The sequence below is a fragment of the Paraburkholderia unamae genome (genome assembly GCF_003096875.1).
Classification (GTDB): domain Bacteria; phylum Pseudomonadota; class Gammaproteobacteria; order Burkholderiales; family Burkholderiaceae; genus Paraburkholderia; species Paraburkholderia unamae.
Genome location: NZ_QEOB01000015.1, coordinates 22320 through 41851, shown reverse-complemented (window position 1 = coordinate 41851; position 19532 = coordinate 22320). Strand labels below are relative to the sequence as shown.

Below are 19532 nucleotides of genomic sequence, written 5' to 3'. Positions count from 1 at the left end.
AACTCGGATTGCAAAGAGGATGCCGGGTGAGGAAGCCCACTGCCCGAAGGCGCATGCGCCGCGATTGAACGCAGCGCGCCGCGCAGGGGCAGGAGGGCGGAATGTTCAGCGCGATTTGATTAGTGATCCGAAGAAGCTGTAGAGCGCGTCGGCGGCGATCACGCCCGCGGCGAACACCTCCATGCTGCTTTTCGCGGCGGGGTTGCGGCGTTCGATCACGAGCCGGATGGCAATACCCGTCACCACGGCCCAGCCGGCGAGCGGGCTCGCGATCAGCAGGCCGGTGGCGAACAGCACGCCGAGCTGGCGCTTCGGGCCGCCCGCGAACTGCAACACGGCGCCCACCACGGCCCAGATCAGCAGGGAATGCAGGATGCCGGGGGCCACGCCCGCCTGAATCGTCGAGACGTAGACTTTCGCCACGGGCGGAATCTGGCCGTTCGCAAAGAATGCGTGGTGCGCGAGCAGCACGACCGGAATGGCGACGACGAACGCGAGCATCGCCGCGATCAACTGCTGACGGCGGCCGGCCAGCTCGAACTCGGGGTCTTCACCGTGCCCGCGCAGAATGAAGCCCGCCTTCAGGTCGTAACCCATGTCGGCAAAAGCGGGGCCGGTGGCGGCGGAAAAGCCGCACAGCATGACGAGCGAAACGGTCGGAAAGCCGATCAGCATGCCGATCAGCAGCGTGATCAGGGCCACCGCGAAGGCCGGGAACCAGCCCGAGTGCATGGCCGCGATGCCGACGATCAACTCGTGCACGAAGGCCGCGAGCGCCGCATAGAAGATGAAGCCCGCCAGCATGCCCGGCGACATGTCGCCCCAGATGCCGCTCATGAACGCGACCAGCGCGGCGAGACCGATGTAGGCGATCGCCCCGAAGCGCAGCGAACTCGCCACGGTGGGCACGGCCGCAAGCTGCGAATCGTCACGCGAACCGCCGCGCGCCGCCTTGTTGCCCTTCTGGTCGCGCAGCACGAGGATGCCGACCTGAATCAGCGCGACGAGTCCCGCGCCGATCATCATGCCGTGCGGAATGTAGGCCTTGTCGATGGCGAAGTGAAAGAGCGGCACGGAATAGCCGCGAATCAGAAAGCCGAGGCCCAGCATGCCGAGCGCCCAGATATTGCCGATGAAGGCCGTGCCGAACGCCGACATCGGGATGCCGAGCCACGAGCCGATCAGACCGACGCCCACGCCCACGCCGAGCAGGCGCGCCTGCTTGCCGCCTTCGTCGCCGGCCTTGATCGCCTCCGCCGCCGCGACGCCTTGCGGCCACGTGCCGGTTGCCGGGAACACGCTGGTGCCGAACATGCGGTACAGCATGTAGCCGTCGAGCAGCATGCCGAGCGCGACGCCCGCGAACATCGGCAGCACGAGGTCTTCGCGGCCGAACAGGAAGGGAATGGCGATCGGCAGCAAAAGACTGTTGGCCGCGCCGAACGTCGCGGCGGAGATGGCGCTTTGCGCGAGGTTCTGCACGTGTACGGAGCGATAGGCGCGGAAAAAGCGCAGGGGCACGCGCGCGCAGATCATCGCGGCCAGCGCGCCGACGATCGCCGTGTTGGGCGTCACGCCCACTTTGACCAGCAGTTCAATGCCGATGATCGCGCCAAGCACGCTAAGCACGGCGAGCAGCAGCAGATTGGCGGGCGACAGCGCCATGGGATGCGCCTGCGGCGCGCGCTGGGCGCCGCCGCTCGCGGGCGCTCCCGCGCCGGGTGGCTGATGGTCAGGCGAGTGCGAAGCATGCATGAGTGGTCTCGTCAAAAACACGCCGATGTCTCGACGCGGGTGGCGGATGCTGCGGATTGGAATGAGCGGGCGCGCGCGGCGCGCCGCCTGATTGACTGCATTCAGCGCCGGTTTTACGGCGTGGAATTCGTGGGAAAGGCACTCCAGTACGGGTCGCCGAGCGAGCGGCCAATGGTGCGCGCCTGCTCCCGAACCGCTTCGCCGAGCGCCACGAGTGCCGCATCGTCCTGTGCGCCCGCGGGGAAGCTCAGGCAGAACGACAGGCATTCGCCGCTCGACGGGTCGGCGATCGAGCAGCCCACGGAGCACACGCCGTAGAGCGCTTCGTTTTGCGCCAGCGCGTAGCCGCGCGAGCGTGTGAGCGCGACTTCATCGAGCAGGGCGTCGAGCGTGGCGGGTCCGCGCGCCGGGGCGCGCGAGTCGCTGAAAGGCGCATCGGCGCCGATATCCGCGGCGTTGGCGTTCACCGTCTGCGCGCCCTCCGGGCGCAAGCCTTGCGGGAAACGCGCGCGGATCTGTTCATCCGTTTCGCGCGCAAGCAGCGCGCGGCCCGTGGAGGTCGCCCACGAGGCCGAGCGGTGGCCGGGGTTCGTCATCGCGCGAAAGGCGAGGGAGCCCGGCCGCACGCGCAGCACCACCACGTCGTTGCCTTCGAGCACCGAAACGTAGCCCGTATGCCCAAAACGCTCGCCGAGTGTTTCGAGCGCCTGCGCGCACATGTCGATCAGCGCGCTGGACGAGCGCACGAGATGGCTCAGTTCGAGCAGGAGCATAGAGGGCCGGTAGGCGAGCGACTTCTTGTCCCGCTCCAGCAGCCCGGCTTCGCTCATCTGCTTGAGCACCCGCGAGGCGGAGCTTTTTGGCATGCCTAACTGATCGACGAGGTCGATCATCGACATTTCGCGCTGCTCGCGCGCCATCAGGCGCAAAACGCTCGTTGCTGTTTCGAGAATGCTCATTCGTGTCTCAGTCGTTTGTCGCTGGCTGCTGTACCGTCGTTGTTTCTTTGCGCCGGTTCCATTTTACGGAACCGAGTTCCAATTTATCGAATATCGTAGCGAAGGAGAGGCAACCCGGAAAGCGTTTCAAAAATAATTTGTGTTCCAAACCACACGACCCCGGAAGCTGCATCAAAACGTTTTTTTGCGACGCCAACTAACGCTTAGAATAAATTTCAATCTGGAACACGGTTCCAAAATACGGAACCACACAACGGGGAAGCTTCTGTGAACGTCCACCGCAAGCAGTGAAAATCCGGCGGCATCGGTCACGCTGAAAAAAGCGCCTGAACGGCCAACGCATCGGTTCTGATCCATGTGCGGGGTGACCACCACCGCGCGGGCGACGCTCGTCCCTTGCATCGCGCAACGTCACCGCCGCAGAGCAACTCCATGTGTGAAAAGCCAATGCATTGATTAGTACAACCAATATTGTTAATCAGACCACTACTGAAGAAGGGGTAAAAGGATGTTGAAGAAGTTCGCATTGGCAGGCGGTGTCGCCGTGTCGGCACTCGGCGCGCAAGCGGCGCACGCACAAGGCTCCATGATCCTCTACGGCATCATCGACGAGGGCTTGACGTACACGAGCAACCAGAAGGGCTCGTCGGCGGTTCAGCTTCAATCCGGCAAGCTGGGCGGAAGCCGTTGGGGTGTGAAGGGCGAGGAAGCGCTGGGCAACGGACTGAGCGCCCTCTTCAATCTGGAAAACGGCTTCAACGCGACCAACGGCACCAATAGCGCGGGACGCATGTTCGCGCGCACCGCGATTGTCGGCTTGAGCCAGAAGGGCATGGGCACGGTGACATTCGGCCGCCAGACCGACTCGCTCGCGGATATCGTCGCGCCGTTCTTCGGCTCGGGCTACTGGACCCCGGCGACGCATATCGGCGACAACGACGACATGAACTGGTATTTCCGCGTCAACAACTCGGTGAAGCTCACGACCGAGACGATTTCCGGCTTCAAGTTCTCCAGCATCTACGGCTTCAGCAACCAGGCCGGCGCGTTCGCCAACAACCGCGAATGGTCGGCGGCCGCGAGCTATGCAAACGGGCCGCTCTCGTTCGGCGCGGGCTACATGCTGATGAATCACCCGAATTCGACGTCGAACACTAGCGGCGCGCTGGGCGGCGCGTCGTCATCGAACGGCGACGACTACGGCACCGCCTTTTTCTATGGCCTGGATGGCGGCGTGGCGCGGCAGCAGGTGGTGGGGACCGGGGTGGGCTATGTCGTGGGCGCGGCGCAGTTTGGCCTTGGCTACAGCAACGTGCAGCTCGACTACAACGACGGCGCGCAGCGCAAGCTCAACAATCTCGACGCGAACCTGCGCTACCGCGTGAGCGCGCCGCTTTCCCTGATCGCGGACTACACGTTCACGTTCGGCACCGCCGACCACGTGGCGGGTTCGAGCGAGCATCTGAAACCGCGCTGGCACCAATTGACGCTCGGCGTGGACTATGCGATGAGCAAACGTACGGAGTTCTATGCATCGGCCGAGTATCAGCTTGCCGCGGGAGACGCGTCGATCGCCGTGGGCAGCACGCTCCAGAAGTTCGCCTATATCCAGTCTTCGGGCGGCCCCTCGTCGAGCCCTTCGCAGGTCGCGGTGTCCGTTGGCATTCGCCACAAGTTCTGAGCGGCTCGCGCAAGCCGATGCCGCTCATCGCTTGCGCGTGGCGGCGCGCGGCGTTCCGCGTTTCGCGTGTGAACCTTCTGGCCGAACGTGGCTTGCCAGCAAGTGTTCGAGCCAGTCGGCAAACACCAGAATGCGGCGCGACACATGCTGTCGATGCGGGTAGAGCAAAGTCATCGGCATGGGCGGCGCACGGTACGCGGGCATGACCTCGACGAGCGCGCCCGCGCTCAGGTGCGCCTGAACGTCGTACGCGGGAATCTGGATGAGGCCGAGCCCCGCCAGACAGCACGCAATGTACGCTTCGGCGCTGTTGACCGTCACGCGGCCCTCGACGGCGAGGGTCCGCAGTTCGCCGTCCTGCAACCACTCCCACGGCGCCACGCGGCCGTTGGACGGCGACGCATAGTCAATCTGCCGATGATGCGCAAGGTCGACTGGGCTGCGCGGGATACCGTGGGCGCCGAGGTAAGCGGGACTCGCGACATTGATGAGCGGCAACTCGAACATCGGGCGCGCGATGAGTTGCGAATCGCTCAACGGACCCACGCGCAATGCGCAATCCACGCGCTCCTCGATCAGGTTGACCGCGCGGTCGGTCATGCCCAGTTCGATGTCGATCTGCGGGTAGCGTTCGAGGAATCCGGGCAGCGCGGGGGCCACGATCAGGCGTCCGATGCGGGCCGGGACGTCAACGCGCAGGGTGCCGCCGGGCGCCGTTGCGGAGTCGCGGAAGAGGTTTTCCGTCTCGTCCATGTCCGCGATCAGCCGCAGGGATCGCTCATAAAACACCGCGCCGTCCGGTGTCGTCGTGACCGTGCGCGTCGTGCGGTTCAGCAGGCGCGTGCCGACCCGCTTTTCCAGTTCCTGGACAGCCGCCGAAACGGATGAGCGTGGCATGCCCATCGTGTCGGCGGCGCGGGTGAAGTTCGTGCACTCAACGACGCGTACGAATACGCGCAGCAAATCGATACGATCCATGGCGTCAATCGGTGGTGGTGCAGCGGTGGTGCGGCGCTCGCATCGCGCATGCGTGGCGTGCGAGCGCGTTGTCATTGTTCGGCGTGGCTGACAGGTGCGGTCAGAAAACAGGGGTTCTATCGCCAATGGGCGGAATATAGCATTGCTGGAGTTGCGGCCGTACCGGACCGCGGCATATTTGGAGCGCACCATGTCTGACCATAGCATCAAAGGCAAGACCGTTCTGATCGCCGGTGGGGCGAAGAATCTCGGCGGGCTGATCGCCCGGGATCTGGCGAACCACGGCGCGCGCGCGGTTGCCATTCACTACAACAGCGCCGGCACGCGCGCCGATGCGGAAGAAACCGTGGCCGCAGTCAAGGCGGCGGGCGCGCAAGCGGTCGCGTTTCAGGCCGATCTGACCGGCGCGGCGGCCGTCGAGAAACTGTTTGCCGACACGATCGACGCGGTGGGGCGACCCGATATCGCGATCAACACGGTCGGCAAGGTGCTGAAAAAGCCGTTCACCGAGATCACGGAAGCGGAATACGACGAGATGGCCGCCGTCAATGCGAAGTCCGCATTCTTCTTTCTGCGTGGAGCCGGCCGCCATGTGAACGACAACGGCAAGATCCTGACGCTCGTGACGTCGCTGCTCGGTGCGTTCACACCGTTCTATGCGGCCTATGCGGGCACCAAGGCGCCCGTCGAGCATTTCACGCGCGCAGCGGCGCAGGAGTTCGGCGCGCGGGGCATTTCGGTGACGGCGGTGGGACCGGGCCCGATGGACACGCCGTTCTTCTATCCGGCCGAGGGCGCGGACGCGGTGGCCTATCACAAGACCGCCGCGGCCTTGTCGAAGTTCTCGAAAACGGGCCTGACCGATATCGAAGACGTGGTGCCGTTCATCCGTCACCTCGTGAGCGACGGATGGTGGGTGACGGGTCAGACCATCCTCATCAACGGCGGGTATACGACGAAGTAATGCGCTATTGATTTGCCGGGCTTCGTCTCACGAAGCGTGCGGCTCACTTGGCATCGAGTTTCACATCGATGGCGGCCGGAGAATGTCCGCGTTCTCCGGCATAACGTTGTTGCGCGTCGTCTGCGGAGCGTTCAGGCGAGTCGGCCATCGGCACATTGCGGGTTTCTTTCAGGCCCGCAATCGCCGCGAGCGATACGAGCGTTGCGCACGAAATCGCCGCCGAAATGGCCAGCGTGCTATGCGTCCACGCGACGAGCGCGGCGGCCAGAAACGTGGCGGGGCCGGAAAACAACGCCGCAGAGAAGTGGTAGGCAATCGACAAGCCGCTATAGCGCACCGTCGTATCGAACGCTTCCGAGAAAAAGCTTGCTTGCACGCTGTACGTCGCACCGTGCCCGATGGTGATGGCGAGGATCATCGCGAGCGTGATCAGCAGCGGCGAGCCGGTTTGCAGCAGCCAGAAAAACGGAAACGAAACGACGCCGAGCCACACGGCGCCCGCCGCATACACCGGCTTTCTGCCGAATCGGTCGGACAACATGCCGAAGAACGGCTGGGCGAACACATTGATCGCGGCGGCCACCATCACAGCAATGAGCGCCACATGAATCGGCGTGCCGACTTCGTGGGTGAGATACGAAAGCGACCACGTCGAATAGATATAAAAGCCGACATTGAGCGCCGCCTGCGCGAGGATCACGAGCACGAGCGGCCGGCGGTAGTGGCGCCATAGCGTCACGAGCGGCGCGCGCGTGGCGTGCTGGGCCTTTTGGGCGCGCTCGAACGCCGGCGTTTCCGCAATGTTGAGGCGAATATACAGGCCGACGGCGACCATCACGGCGCTGAGAAGAAACGGCAAACGCCATCCCCACGCGAGAAACTGCTCTTGCGGAAGCTTCGCGAAGAGATAGAGCGATATCGTGCCGAGCAGCATGCCGAGCGGGTTGCCCATTTGCGGAATGGCGGCATACAGGCCGCGCCGGTTTTCCGGGGCGTATTCGATGGCCATCGTGGTTGCGCCCCCGTATTCGCCGCCCACGGCGAAGCCCTGGAGCACGCGCAGGAACACCAGCGCGAGCGGCGCCGCGATGCCGATCGACGCGTAAGTGGGCAACAGCCCGATCAGGAACGTGCCCACGCCCATCACGAGTATCGATACCGCAAGCATGCTCTTGCGCCCGAAGCGGTCGCCGAAATGGCCGAATATGGCCGCACCTACGGGCCGCACGACGAGCGTGATGCCGAACACCGCGAACACGGCCATCGATCCCGCTACCTGCGAGAAGTTGGGGAAGAAAAGCTTTTCGAACACGAGCGCCGAAGCCGTGCCGTAAAGGAAATAGTCGTACCACTCGGTCGCGGTGCCGATCATCGTGGCCAGCGCCACTTTGACCGCCGGTTTTGTTTTCGCAGGGTCGTGCATCGTCTCTCCTCCTTGTTCTGATCGGGTGTGGCTATGCCACTCTATGCGCGGCCACGGCCGCCCGCGATACGCCAGCATTGAACGGCGCATTCGAAAAAGCCGAATAAACCGCGCCAATCATGCAAAGCGGGCAAACCCGCTACGGACACGCCACGAACACGCCACGAACACGCACCAGGATTTTCAAAAATCCTTTTCGCTTTGCCTGCCTGTACGACCTGAACGAGCGTGCGCGATCATCGTCACCAACCTGGAGGGCGTTGACGTGAATGATTGTGACGTGATCGTTGTGGGCGGCGGCAACGCGGCGCTGTGCGCGGCCTTGTCGGCGCGCGAGCAGGGCGCACGCGTGCTGCTGCTCGAACGCGCGCCATTGGAGCAGCGCGGCGGCAATTCCGCCTTCACGGGCGGCGCATTTCGCATCGCCTACGACGGCGTGGAGGATCTACAACAACTCATACCAGACTTGCAGGACGCCGAACGGGAAAGCGCGGACTTCGGCGAATACCCGGCGACGCAATTCTTCGAAGAAGCGGTGACCATGAGCGGCTATCGCGCCGACGCCGACGTGCTGGAGCAGGTGGTCGACCAAAGCTTGCCGACCATGAAGTGGCTGCGCGAGCAAGGCGTGCGTTTCGCGCCGATCTACGGCCGCCAGTCGTTTCGCGTCGGCGGCAAGCATCGTTTCTGGGGCGGCCTGACCGTGGAGGTGTCGGGCGGCGGCTACGCACTCGTCGAGACGCTCTTCGCGCGCGCCGAAGCGGCCGGCGTGGAAGTGCGCTACGCCACGCGTGCAACGCGCCTCACGCGCGAGCACGATGCCTGGGTGGTCGGCGTGCGCACGCGCGAAGGCGAAGGGCAACTGCGTGCGGGCGCGGTGGTGCTCGCCACCGGCGGATTCCACGCGAATCTCGCGTGGCGTGCGCAATATCTGGGGCACAACTGGGACCTGGCGCGCGTGCGCGGCTCGCGCTACAACACCGGCGACGGCATCGACATGGCGCTGCGCGCGGGCGCCGTCGCCCACGGCAATTGGAGCGGCTGTCATGCCGTGTTCTACGACCTGAACGCGCCCGCGTTCGGCGACATCTCGTTGCTCAATCAACAAAAAAACTATTTCACGCTGGGCATCGTGGTGAATGCGCAAGGGCGTCGCTTCGTCGACGAAGGCCGCGATTTTCGCAACTACACCTATTCCGGCATGGGCGCGCACGTGCTGACACAACCCGGCGCAGTGGCGTGGCAGGTGTTCGACGCCAGGACGCACGACCTGCTGCCCGACGAATATCGCGTGAAACACGCCACACGCATCACGGCCGACTCGCTCGAAGCGCTCGCCGCGAAGATGGACGGCATGGACGCCCCCGCATTCCTCGACACGGTGCGCGCGTTCAACGCGGGCGTGAACGACAGCGTGCCGTTCAATCCCGCCGAGCGTGACGGTCGTGGCACGCAAGGCATCGACCCGCCCAAGTCGAACTGGGCGCTCGCGCTCGATACGGGGCCGTACTTCGCCTATGCCGTGACCTGCGGCATCACCTTCACCTATGGCGGCGTGAAAGTGAATGTGAACGGGCAAGTGCTCGACGAAAGCGGCGAACCGTTGCCTGCACTGTATGCGGCAGGCGAGATGGTCGGGGGACTCTACTACGTGAAATACGCGGGCGGCATCGGACTCACGGCAGGATCGGTGGTGGGCCGCGCGGCGGGCGCTCATGCGGCCCGCCGGAGCATGACGCATAACGAACCGGCGAGGAGAGAAGATGTTGCGTGAACTGGAAGGCAAGGTCGCACTCGTGACGGGCGGCGCGGGCGCAATCGGCGCGGCGGTGACCGAGGCGCTCGCACGCGCGGGAGCCACCGTCATATGCGCGGACAAGGTAATGCCGTCCGCGCACGCGGAGCAGGCGAGCGTTCACCCGGCGCAGTTGGACGTCACCTCGCAAGAGGATAGCGTGCGTCTCGTCGCCGATATCGTCGCGCGTCACGGCGCACTCGACATACTCGTGAACGCGGCGGGCGTGGTGTCGTTCGGCAGCGCGGCAACGCTTGCGGAAAGCGAATGGGACCGCGTGCTCGACATCAATCTCAAGGGCGTTTTTCTCGCCTGCCAGGCGGCGATGGCGCCGATGAAGGCAAACGGCTTCGGCCGCATCGTCAATATCGGTTCGGTGGTGGGCAAGAACGCGGGCAACGCGCGGCCCTGGCTCGACGCGGCCGAACAGGCGCGGGCGGGCAATGTCGCCTATGGCGTATCGAAGGCGGGCGTGCACATGTTGACGCTCTTTCTCGCGAAGGAACTCGCGGCGCACGGCGTGAGCGTGAATGCGGTCGCACCGGGCCCGATCGCGACCTCGATGACAAGCGGGTTTCCCGACGCGCTGCGTGCGCTGATTCCGGCCGGCCGGATGGGAACGCCCGCAGACGTGGCGCGCGCCGCGCTGTTCCTGTGCGCGCCGGACAATGGCTTCGTGACGGGCGAAATACTCGACGTCAACGGCGGAATGTACTGTGACTAACCAAGAGGAATACGAAGTGAGCAAGACCATTTATCTGGTGCTGGACATGCAGAACGATCTCATTCACGCGGAAGGCCCAAGCGGCAAAGGGCCGCTCGGCGAGCAGGTGCGCGAACGCGGGATCATCGCGCGGACCTCGCTCGCGCTGCAAAAGGCGCGTGCCGCCGGCGCTCTGGTGGGGTTCGTGCGAGTGGGCTTCAGTGCGCACTACCATGAATGCCCGCCGAATTCGCCGGTCTTTTCCGGCGCGCCCGCCGCGGGCCTTTTCAAGCTCGGGGAGTGGGGCACGGCCATTCATCAGGATATCGAAGTGCGTGAGACCGACTTGCAGATCGTCAAGCATCGCGTGAGCCCGTTCTATTCGACCACGCTCGAAGCCCAGCTTCGTGCGCAAGGCGTCACGCGCATCGTGTGCTCGGGCGTCTCCACACAGGCCGTCGTGCAGGCCGCCGTGCGCGACGCGCACGACCGCGACTACGAAGTGGTGGTGCTCGATGACTGCTGCGCCGCGCATTCCGCGCAGGAGCACGCGAATTCGATCGACAGCATCCGGCGCTTTTGCCGCGTCGAGACATCGGAGAGCGTGACGTTCGCGTAACGCGCCACGGGCCGGTCGGGAGCGGACGCCCGGCTGGCTTCGATCCACCCTACGGAAAACGCCAACATGAGCCTTCGTATCTGGCATCAAAGCTTCACCGTCCTCTCCGACCTCGGCGCGTACAGCGACGCGCTCGACGCGCACTTTCGCGCGATTGCGCGCCCCGGCACGGAAATCGTCATGCACGGCATGGCGCCGGGGACGTATCGCACGAACTATCCCGGCGACGACATCAAGTATGCCTCGCTCCAGTATCTGCACGGCTTGCAGTTTCTCTCGGCCGGCGTGCGCGCGCAGGAGGAGGGTTTCGACGCCTACGCGATCAGCACGCTGCCGGAGCCCGCGTTGCGCGAAACGCGGGCGTTGCTCGACATTCCGGTGGTCGGCTATGGCGAATCGGCAATGCTGCGCGCGTGTCAGTTGGGGCGGCGCTTCGGCGTGCTCGTGTTCATCGACGAACTCGCGGAACTCGTGGCCGACAATGCGGTGCGCCACGGACTTGGCGGGCGCTTCGCCGGTGCACGTCATGTCGGCTTTCAGTTCGGCGACGTGCTCGAAGCATTCAGCGAGCCTTCGCGGCTCATCGCAACGTTTCAGGAAAGCGCGCGCCGCCTCATTGCCCAGGGCGCCGAAGTCATCATCCCGGGCGAAGCGCCTTTGAACGTGCTGCTCGCGCGCAACGGCGTGCGCGAAGTCGACGGTGTGCCCGTGGTCGATTCGCTGGCCGCCTGGGTCAAGGACGCTGAAACGCTCGTCGATCTGCGCCGGGCGGGCGCGCATGGAACCTGCCGCCGCGGATACTTCTCGGGCAAGCCGGACACGACGCGCGTACAGGAAATACTCGCGTTTTACGGCCTCGACAAGCTGCACGCAAAATGAAAAATACGCCGCCCGTGCATCGAAGCATGGGCCGGCGTGCTTTGAGTGGCGTAATTGATGCGCTTACGCTACCGCCCGCGCTGTACCGGAATGCGCTCGCGATGATCGGGGCGGCTTTGCGGGCCGATCACCTCTAGCATGAAATCGCTGAACGCCTTGAGTTTCGGCGAAACGAAACTGGCCTTCGCCGAGACGAGGTGAAACGCGCGGCCGCCGTGATCCCACGCATCGAAGGCGGCAACGAGGCGGCCATCGGCAAGCTCCTGCCGCACGAAGATATCGAGCACGCAAACGAGGCCAAGACCCCGGCATGCCGCACTCACCAGCGCATCGGAGCTATTGAACGAGAGCCTGCCTTCCGGCGAAACAACGGTTTCCTCGCCGTCGCGCGCGAAAAGCCACGGCTGCGGCTCGGGCCGCCCCTCGGGAAGGAGGCCGAGGCACAGTGACGGATCGAGATCGGCGGGCGAGCGCTCGCGCACGGCATCCGCGACATCGGCGCGTCCGCACACGATATAGCTTGCGCTGTAGAGCGGACGCGCGACCAGTTCCGAATCCTCCACGGCGTCCATACGGATGGCCAGATCGAGTCCGCGCTCGATGAGCGCGTGCGGCTGATTGGTCAGATTGATATTGACCGAGAGGCCGGGATACTGCGCGAGAAACGACGGCAGCGCCGGCAACAGCAGCGCATGACCGATCGCAATGGGCGCTTCGACATTGAGCGTGCCGCGCACTTCGGCCTGCGCCTGCGCCGCCTCCTGCTCGGCGGCGTGCACGCCTTCCAGCAGCACCCGGCAGCGCGAATGAAAGCGCTCGCCGGCGTCGGTGAGGCGCAGGTGCCGCGTATTGCGCTGCAAGAGCGTGACGCCCAGATGTTTCTCCAGATTGCGCACGCACGACGTGACCGTCGCGTTCGCTAGATTCAGCGACTCCGCCGCGCGCGAAAAGCTGCCGCATTCGGTCACGCGCACGAATACTTCCATTGCCCAAAGTCTGTCCATGCTTCCTCGTTGAAATTGTCCGCTTACCGGCTTGCCTCGCGCGCGTCGGCACGGGCGTTACGGCTCGCGTCCACGCGCGCGATGAGCGCCGGAAGAAATTCACCCCAGTCGGCCACGATGCCCACGTCCGCCACCCGGAAGATGTCCGCTTCCTCGTCGCTGTTGATCGCGACAATGCGCGTCGTCGCGCTCACGCCCGCCAGATGCTGAGGCGTGCCGGAGATGCCCACCGCGAGATAGATAGCAGGACTCACGAATTTTCCGGACTGGCCGACCTGATGCGTGACGGGCACCCACCCGGCGTCGACGGCGGGAAGGCTCCCGCCGAGCGCCGCATCGAGGCGCGAGGCGAGTTGCGCGAGCAACTCGAAGCCCTCCGGCCCCTGCATGCCGCGGCCGCCGCTCACCACGACGCGCGCCGTTTCGACGGGCATTCGCGCGGCGTCGCCCGCAACCAGCACGATCTCGTCGGCGTCGTGCGGCCCGCTCGACGCCTCCTGCCATTCCGGCAAACCAGGCGTAGCGGGCGCGACCGGTGCGCTGCCCGCGCCCGAAGTGCGCAACGCCGCAAACCAGGGGCCGCGTTCCGAGCGAACGCGCACCGTGCTGCGCCCGCCGAAAACCGCGCGATCGGCGTGCACGCCGTTGGCGTCGAGCGACACGCCTTGCACGCGCCCGAGCGCGCAACCATTGAACGCGGCGGCAAGTCTTGCGGCAACTTCTTCGCCGAGCGCGCCAGCGGGCGCGCAGACGCAATCGCCGGAATCCAGCGCTTGCGCTTCGAGCGCGCGCATGAGCACACTGGTGAAATCGGCGGCCTGAACCGGGTCGCGCAAGTCCGCGACGGCGATGCAGACGATCTTGCCGAGCGGCAACCGTTGCAGACGCTCCGCGAGATCGGGGTGATGCGTACGCGTCACGCATAGGGCGTGCACGTCCAGGCCCTGCGGCCGGGCCAATTCCAGCGCGTCGGTGGCTTGGCGCATGAGTTGCTGGACGTCGTCGAGTTCGTCGAGCAGCAACGCGACGAGGCGGGAAGGGGAAGTCGTGGTCACGTCGGGCCTGCGCTATCAAGAAGTTCGAGAACGGCGTCGAGTTGGGCTTCGAGTCCGGCGGCGGCGTCGAGCGGCGCGCGCCGCGCGCGCTCCACGCCTGTCGCGGCGACAAGCTGCATCGGCACAATGCGCACCTCGCCGCCGCCTTGGCGGGCGATCGTGTCGATCGTCAGCTTCTTTGCGAGCATGACGTTCTTCATGAGTGGATGGCGCAAGCGGTTGCTGCGCGCGTTCGTCAGCGTCACAACGCAGTGCGCGGGCACGCGAACGTGTTCGGTCACATGACTGCGCGTGCGCACGGCCCGCAGCGCGCCGTCGCTCTCCACGCGCAGTTCCTCCGCCATCGTCACGAGCGCTGCGCCCGCTTCACGCGCCAGCCACGCGCTGAAAGCGCCGTCGTCGAGATCGCCGAATTCGCGGCCGGTGAGCCACAATGTGCCCGCGCTCGCCGCTTGCACGCCCGCCGCCACTTCGCGCGCGAAGGCGGCGGGGTCCCAGCGCGCCGCGTCGTCCACCGCAAGCAGCGCGACGTGTTCGGGCTTGTGCGCCGCGACCGCGCGCATCAAGCCGAGCGCGCCGGGGCCCTCGGGCATGTAGACGGCAAGCGTGGCGTCTGGCAGCGATTCGCGCAGGCGCAGCGCCACTTCGAGCGCGGCTTCATCGAACGGACTGAGCTTGCGCGCGATGCCGTCGAGCAACGCGGCGTCATGCAGCCAGTCGCCTTTGGGCAGCGGCCACTTCGGGTCGAGCACGCCCGCGAGCAGTACGCAGATCTGCATGCTATTGCTCCGTCCCGGCCGCGCTGCGGGCGGCAAGGCGCCCGAAGATCGCAGCCTTGCCGAGCGCCGTGCCCGTCATGTACGCGCCGCCGTGAAACCCACCCACGATCTCACCGGCCGCATAGAGCCCTTCGAGCGTCTCGTCGAATACATTCACCACGCGCATGCTTGCGTCCACGCGCAAGCCGCAATAGGTGCCGAACACGGCCGCTGTGGAAGGGTAGGCATAGAAAGGCGCGTGCTCGATGCGGCACAACTCGCCGTGGCGATGGACGAGATGCGCGCGGCCGAACGCGTCGTCATGCCCGGCATCCACGGCGGCGTTATAGCGCGCGACCGTGTCGAGCAACGTCTCCTCCGGCACCTCGATCAGACGCGCAAGTTCGGCAAGACTGTTTGCCTCGATGAAAAGGCCTTCCTCGCGGCGTCGCTCGAAGTCGAGAATGCGCACGCGATCGTCGCCGCTCTCCATGATGCGTTGATCGAGAATCTGGAATGTCGCGCCATAGGGCTGGCGAATCGCGGCGTCGCCAAGCAGCTTGTATGAAACCGATTCGTCGACAAAGCGCTTGCCGTCCTGATTCACGGCAATCGCGCCCTTGTACACGGCGAGACAGCTATGGTGATTCGTCTCGTCGAGCGGGTGCTTGCCGTAAGTGCCCTTGATATAGGCCATGTCGCGCAGGTCGGCGCCGAATTCCAGCGCCATCTTCAGGCCGTCGCCCACGTTGCCGTCGCCGCCGATGAACACCGCTTCGTCGTATTGCGGCGCGTAGTGATGCACCATCTGCGCATTGCGGCAAAATCCGCCGCTCGCGAGAATCACGCCAAGCCGTGCCTCCAGGGTGACGGGCTCGCCGTCAATCAAGGCGTGCACGCCCGTGAAGCGGCCATCGGCCGCGCGAACGAGGCGGCGCGCCGCCGCGTTCATCGTCACGCTCACGCGGCCCGTTGCCGCGCAGGCGCGCGCGAGCTGTCGCACGGCGTCCGCCGGATCGACCGAGTGCACGCGCGGCACCGACTGTCCCGACGATGTCTCGATGGAAGCGCCGAACACCACGCCATGCTCTCGCATCCAGTGATACGTGCCGAGCTGGTTATCGACGTAGGCGCGTACGAGCGATTCGTCGTTGTCGAAGTTGCCGACTTCGCGCAGGTCGGAAAAGAGCAGGGCGTCGCTGTCCTCCACGCCGTGCTCGCGCTGGAGTTCCGTGCCCGCGAAGGCGAGGCACCCCCCGCTCATCGCGGAGGAGCCGCCCGTTTCGGGCTGCTTTTCGAGCAGCGTGACGGTGAGGCCCGCATTCGCAGCCTCAAGCGCGGCGCAAAAGCCCGCCATGCCGCCGCCGATTACCAGAAGGTCGGGTGTGGTCATCGCGCGCCTCCCTCAGCAACGGCTGGCGATCGTCTCGCCCGCCAGTTTGCCGAACACGAGACCCTTGAGCACCGACGTCGCACCCGTATAGTTGCCGTAATACATGCCGATCGTTTCTCCCGCGGCATAGAGGCCCGGAATGGGCGCGCCGTCCGTGTTGAGCACGCGCGCGGCGGCGTCCACCTTCAGACCGCCGAACGTGAACACGTTCGCGGAGATGATCGGATAGGCGAAGAACGGCGCGCGGTCCACCGGCAATGCCCAGTTCGACTTGCGCGGTTCGAGCCCGTGCGTGCCGAGCCCGTCGGCAGCGAGCGGATCGTAGCGGCCTTCGCGGCAGGCCGCGTTGTATGCCGCAACGGTGCTGGCCAGCGCATCAGCCGGAACACCGAGTTTCGCCGCGAGCGCTTCGAGTGTCGGCGCTTCGATCGCGGGCTGATCCGTGCGGATCGCGAGACGGTAGTTCGGAATGTCCTTCACGCGCTGATCCAGAATCACGTAAGCAATGCCTTCGTCCTGCTCGTAGATGCGGCGTGTCACGCGTTCGTACCAGGCATCGACCGTACCGGGCGCCTCATCGGTGAAGCGCTGCCCGCGCTTGTTGATCAGGATGCCGTATGGAAATACGAAGATCGACGGTTCCGAAACGCCGGAGCGCGGGTCCACAGGCTCCGCGTGGTAGCTGCCGAACTCGCCGCACGGCGCGGCCCCCGCACGCAGCGCCATGGCGATGCCTTCGCCCTTGTTGTAATAGCCGCCCTTGCACACGGGGCGCAAATAGACCGAGCGCGGCCCGAGATACTGGGCGAGCATTTCCGGATTGCCCTCGAAGCCGCCGCTCGCGAGCACGACGGCCCCCGCGTAGCGGCGGCGGCCCGCACCGCGTTTCCACGCCGCGAGCCCCGCCACCGACCCTTGCGTGTCGATGATCAGTTCGCGCGCCGTGCACTCGTAATGGAAGGTGACGCCAAGCGCCTCGGCCTGCGCCGCGAGCGCTTCGACCATGGCTTCGCCCCCGCCGACGGGCAACAGGCGCGGCTGCGAGCGCGTGAGGAACTGCGTGGGCAGGAAGTCGAAGCGCACGCCCATGTCGCGCAGCCACTGCACCGAGCCGGGCACATGCGCGGCGAAGGTGGAGAGCACGTCCGCATCGGCAAGCGCGAGCGATGCCGTGGTCTGCGACCACGACGAGCGGTCGAGCGCCATTTCCGCCATCAGGTCCGGGTCGGGATAGCGGCTCGCGTTTTCCCCGAGATGCTCCTCGAAATCGTCGGAGACTTCGTCAAGCGACTTCATGCGCAAATAAGCTTCCGTGAAGCGGCTTTGCCCGCCACGCTCGGCGCGCGTGGCGCGTTCGAGCACACACACGTTCAGGCCGCGCTGTGCGGCGCTCACGGCAGCCGAAAGGCCCGCTACGCCGCAACCCACTACCACTACGTCAAAATTCTCGTCCATCGTCTCGCTCTCACTGGTGAAGACACGAACGCAGAATAGTGGGCGCGAGCAACGGGGCAAAGCGCCTGGCGGCGAATTCGCCTTTCGATAAAGACGAAAGATGCGCCGCATGCGCTCCCTAATCGGTGTGAACTGTCTGGCTTCGGCCGCCGCCGTTGCCGTTCGCGTTGCCATTACGCTTCACGCGATAGTCGAGTTGCGCGCGCGTGAGACCGAGCAGCGCAGCGGCTTTCGACACATTGCCGTTCGCCTCCGCGAGCGCCGCGTTGACCAGCGCGTCTTCCACATCGCCCAGATTCGCGCCTTGCTGGCGCACCGCTGCGCGCGCCCAGTCCTCCAATGAAGCGGGCGGCGTGCCGCCGGAATCGCTTGCGCCTGTATTCGCCTCGGCGGCGGCGCTCGCGAGTGCGTCGCGCTTTTCGAGTGTGCCCGCTTCCGTGAGGCGCATGAGGCTCGAATGCGCGAAATTCGAATCGACGCTGAAGAGGTGACGCAGGTCGAGCGATTCTCCATCATCGGCAAGAATAATGCCGCGCTCGATCACGTTCTCGAACTCGCGGATATTGCCGGGCCACTTATGGTTGAGCACGGCCTGCAACGCGCGCGGCATGATGCCGGGTACGTGGCGGCCATGCAGCGCCGAGAGGCGCTTGGTGAAATACTCGATCAGCAAAGGCAGATCGTCGCGACGGTCGCGCAGCGGCGGAATATGAATGGGAAAAACGTTGATGCGGTAGAACAGGTCCTCGCGAAAGCGGCCCTCCGTCACGGCCTTGGGCAGATCCTCGTTGGTGGCGGCGACGACGCGCACATCGAGCTTGATCGTGCGGGTGGAGCCGAGCCGCTCGAACTCGCCGTTCTGAAGCACGCGCAACAGCTTGCCCTGCGCGCTGAAGCTGAGAATGCCGATTTCGTCGAGAAAGAGCGTGCCGCCGTTGGCGGTTTCGAAGCGCCCGGCGCGCGACTCGTTCGCGCCCGAGAACGCGCCGCGCTCCACGCCGAAGAGTTCCGATTCGAGCAGTTGTTCTGGAATGGCCGCGCAGTTGACTTCCACGAATGGCTTGTCGGCGCGGCTGCTCCAGCGATGCACTTCGCGCGCGACCGCGCTCTTGCCCACGCCGCTTTCGCCCGACAGCAGCACGGTCGCGCGCGTGGTCGCCACGCGCCGCACCTTGTGCAGCATGGCCGTGAAGCTGACCGACGAGCCGATGAGCATCGGCATGGCGGGTTCCGGCTGCGCCGCCGAGGAGGGCGCCGCTTCGGGCGGCGCAACGCTTGCCTTCAGGCCCGAAGCACCTACCATTGCGCGCGCGGGCGGCGGAGCGACATGCAGGTAGTGCAGGTCTTCCTCGGGGTCGTCCCAGCTTTCCACGGGCTGCGCGATCACACGGCACTTGGCTTGTCCCATCGCGCGGCACTCCACCTCACGCGCGATGATGCGCTTGCCCATGATCTTGCTGAGAAAACCGGACGTGTAGCCAATCCCCATCCAGCAGGCGCTCTCGTGCCCGACGCCATAGTTGGCGATATGGATCTCGTCTTCGCAGTTGTCGTTCCAGAAGAATTCCGAATAACAATAGCCGCGGTGATTGTCGATTTCGATATGCACGGGTTCGGCTTTCACGAAGCCTTCCAGGGCATGAAGCTGCGCGCCCGCCACGATGATGTCGAGCTGCGAGCGATGAGCACGCACTTTCCAGGCGAGTTCGGCGTCGCGCGAACCCGCTGTATAGCCCAGACGCGTAATGAGGCGGCGCGTGCCTTCGAGCCCGAGCGAATCGATCATTTCGCGCCGCATCGCGCCGAGCACTTCAACCGGCAGCAGCGCCATGCGCCGGTCCTGTAGCCAGATGCGTCCTTCAACCGGATTGAAATGCAGTTGCTCAGCGATATCGCTGAAGTCCATTGAGTCAAGCAAAACGAATTCAGGGGGCAAATTGCACTCCGCCTGTTTTCGTTCGGGGGTCGTGTTCATATTCGTCCTTCGTTGCCCAGCCACGATCGATGCAGGCGCAACGATACGGGCGGCGCATTCAGTCCGTAAATTCATGAAATCCCGCACTGGCGGCTCGCGTCGCGACGGACATTTCATGATTTTCTGGATTTCAATG

16 protein-coding genes are annotated in these 19532 nt (G+C 65.2%); 6 read left to right on the top strand and 10 right to left on the bottom strand.

The genetic code is table 11. The features are described from left to right. Window positions 1–105 precede the first annotated feature (105 nt). Together C7402_RS28400 and C7402_RS28395 are read right to left on the bottom strand one after the other, a co-directional pair. Complete coding sequence (locus tag C7402_RS28400; protein WP_208949015.1) at window positions 106–1755, bottom strand: OPT/YSL family transporter; 1650 nt, start codon at window positions 1753–1755, stop codon at window positions 106–108. A gap of 113 nt (window positions 1756–1868) precedes the next feature. Continuing rightward, entirely contained in the window at window positions 1869–2714 is an 846-nt protein-coding gene (locus tag C7402_RS28395) for an IclR family transcriptional regulator (RefSeq protein WP_116612973.1), read from the bottom strand. Window positions 2715–3222: 508 nt separating this feature from the next. On the opposite strand from C7402_RS28395, the gene C7402_RS28390 reads away from it, so the two are divergent. Beyond that, window positions 3223–4395 (top strand): porin, encoded by a 1173-nt coding sequence (locus C7402_RS28390; protein ID WP_116612972.1) that lies wholly within the window; start codon window positions 3223–3225, stop codon window positions 4393–4395. A 24-nt stretch (window positions 4396–4419) separates the two neighbouring features. On the opposite strand, the gene C7402_RS28385 is transcribed toward C7402_RS28390, so the two are convergent. Beyond that, window positions 4420–5373: a LysR family transcriptional regulator gene (locus C7402_RS28385; protein ID WP_116612971.1), complete on the bottom strand. Its 954-nt coding sequence runs from the start codon at window positions 5371–5373 to the stop codon at window positions 4420–4422. Between the two features lie 190 nt (window positions 5374–5563). Between C7402_RS28385 and C7402_RS28380 the strand changes: the two genes are divergently transcribed. Beyond that, on the top strand, window positions 5564–6337 hold the full coding sequence (locus C7402_RS28380; protein ID WP_116612970.1) for an SDR family oxidoreductase: 774 nt from the start codon (window positions 5564–5566) through the stop codon (window positions 6335–6337). Between the two features lie 43 nt (window positions 6338–6380). Here the strand turns inward: C7402_RS28380 and C7402_RS28375 are convergent, their stop codons facing one another. Continuing rightward, on the bottom strand, window positions 6381–7760 hold the full coding sequence (locus C7402_RS28375) for an MFS transporter (RefSeq protein ID WP_165842015.1): 1380 nt from the start codon (window positions 7758–7760) through the stop codon (window positions 6381–6383). A 265-nt stretch (window positions 7761–8025) separates the two neighbouring features. Between C7402_RS28375 and tcuA the strand changes: the two genes are divergently transcribed. The 4 genes from tcuA (at window position 8026) to C7402_RS28355 (ending at window position 11756) form a co-directional block, all read left to right on the top strand. Continuing rightward, on the top strand, window positions 8026–9534 hold the full coding sequence (gene tcuA, locus C7402_RS28370) for an FAD-dependent tricarballylate dehydrogenase TcuA (RefSeq protein WP_208949014.1): 1509 nt from the start codon (window positions 8026–8028) through the stop codon (window positions 9532–9534). Further along, a complete protein-coding gene (locus tag C7402_RS28365) occupies window positions 9524–10279 on the top strand; it encodes an SDR family NAD(P)-dependent oxidoreductase (protein ID WP_116612967.1) in 756 nt (251 codons plus the stop codon). The genes tcuA and C7402_RS28365 overlap by 11 nt, the downstream gene beginning before the upstream one ends. Window positions 10280–10295: 16 nt before the next feature. Further along, window positions 10296–10877 carry a cysteine hydrolase family protein gene (locus tag C7402_RS28360; protein WP_116612966.1) on the top strand — a complete coding sequence of 194 codons (582 nt, stop codon included), beginning with the start codon at window positions 10296–10298 and terminating at the stop codon, window positions 10875–10877. A 66-nt stretch (window positions 10878–10943) separates the two neighbouring features. Beyond that, complete coding sequence (locus C7402_RS28355) at window positions 10944–11756, top strand: aspartate/glutamate racemase family protein (RefSeq protein ID WP_112176576.1); 813 nt, start codon at window positions 10944–10946, stop codon at window positions 11754–11756. Between the two features lie 68 nt (window positions 11757–11824). Here C7402_RS28355 and C7402_RS28350 read toward each other — a convergent pair whose 3' ends face one another. The 6 genes from C7402_RS28350 to C7402_RS28325 all read right to left on the bottom strand — a co-directional run bounded on the left by C7402_RS28350 (window position 11825) and on the right by C7402_RS28325 (window position 19327). Continuing rightward, window positions 11825–12760: a LysR family transcriptional regulator gene (locus C7402_RS28350; RefSeq protein WP_116612965.1), complete on the bottom strand. Its 936-nt coding sequence runs from the start codon at window positions 12758–12760 to the stop codon at window positions 11825–11827. Between the two features lie 23 nt (window positions 12761–12783). Next, window positions 12784–13815 (bottom strand): electron transfer flavoprotein subunit alpha/FixB family protein, encoded by a 1032-nt coding sequence (locus C7402_RS28345; protein WP_116612964.1) that lies wholly within the window; start codon window positions 13813–13815, stop codon window positions 12784–12786. After that, entirely contained in the window at window positions 13812–14594 is a 783-nt protein-coding gene (locus tag C7402_RS28340; protein WP_116612963.1) for a hypothetical protein, read from the bottom strand. The genes C7402_RS28345 and C7402_RS28340 overlap by 4 nt, the downstream gene beginning before the upstream one ends. Window position 14595: 1 nt before the next feature. Beyond that, window positions 14596–15966, bottom strand: coding sequence for an FAD-dependent oxidoreductase (locus C7402_RS28335; RefSeq protein WP_112176584.1), 1371 nt, complete (start codon window positions 15964–15966; stop codon window positions 14596–14598). A gap of 12 nt (window positions 15967–15978) precedes the next feature. Continuing rightward, window positions 15979–17421: an FAD-dependent oxidoreductase gene (locus tag C7402_RS28330; protein ID WP_116612962.1), complete on the bottom strand. Its 1443-nt coding sequence runs from the start codon at window positions 17419–17421 to the stop codon at window positions 15979–15981. Between the two features lie 118 nt (window positions 17422–17539). Further along, complete coding sequence (locus tag C7402_RS28325) at window positions 17540–19327, bottom strand: sigma 54-interacting transcriptional regulator (protein WP_116612961.1); 1788 nt, start codon at window positions 19325–19327, stop codon at window positions 17540–17542. Window positions 19328–19532 lie beyond the last annotated feature (205 nt).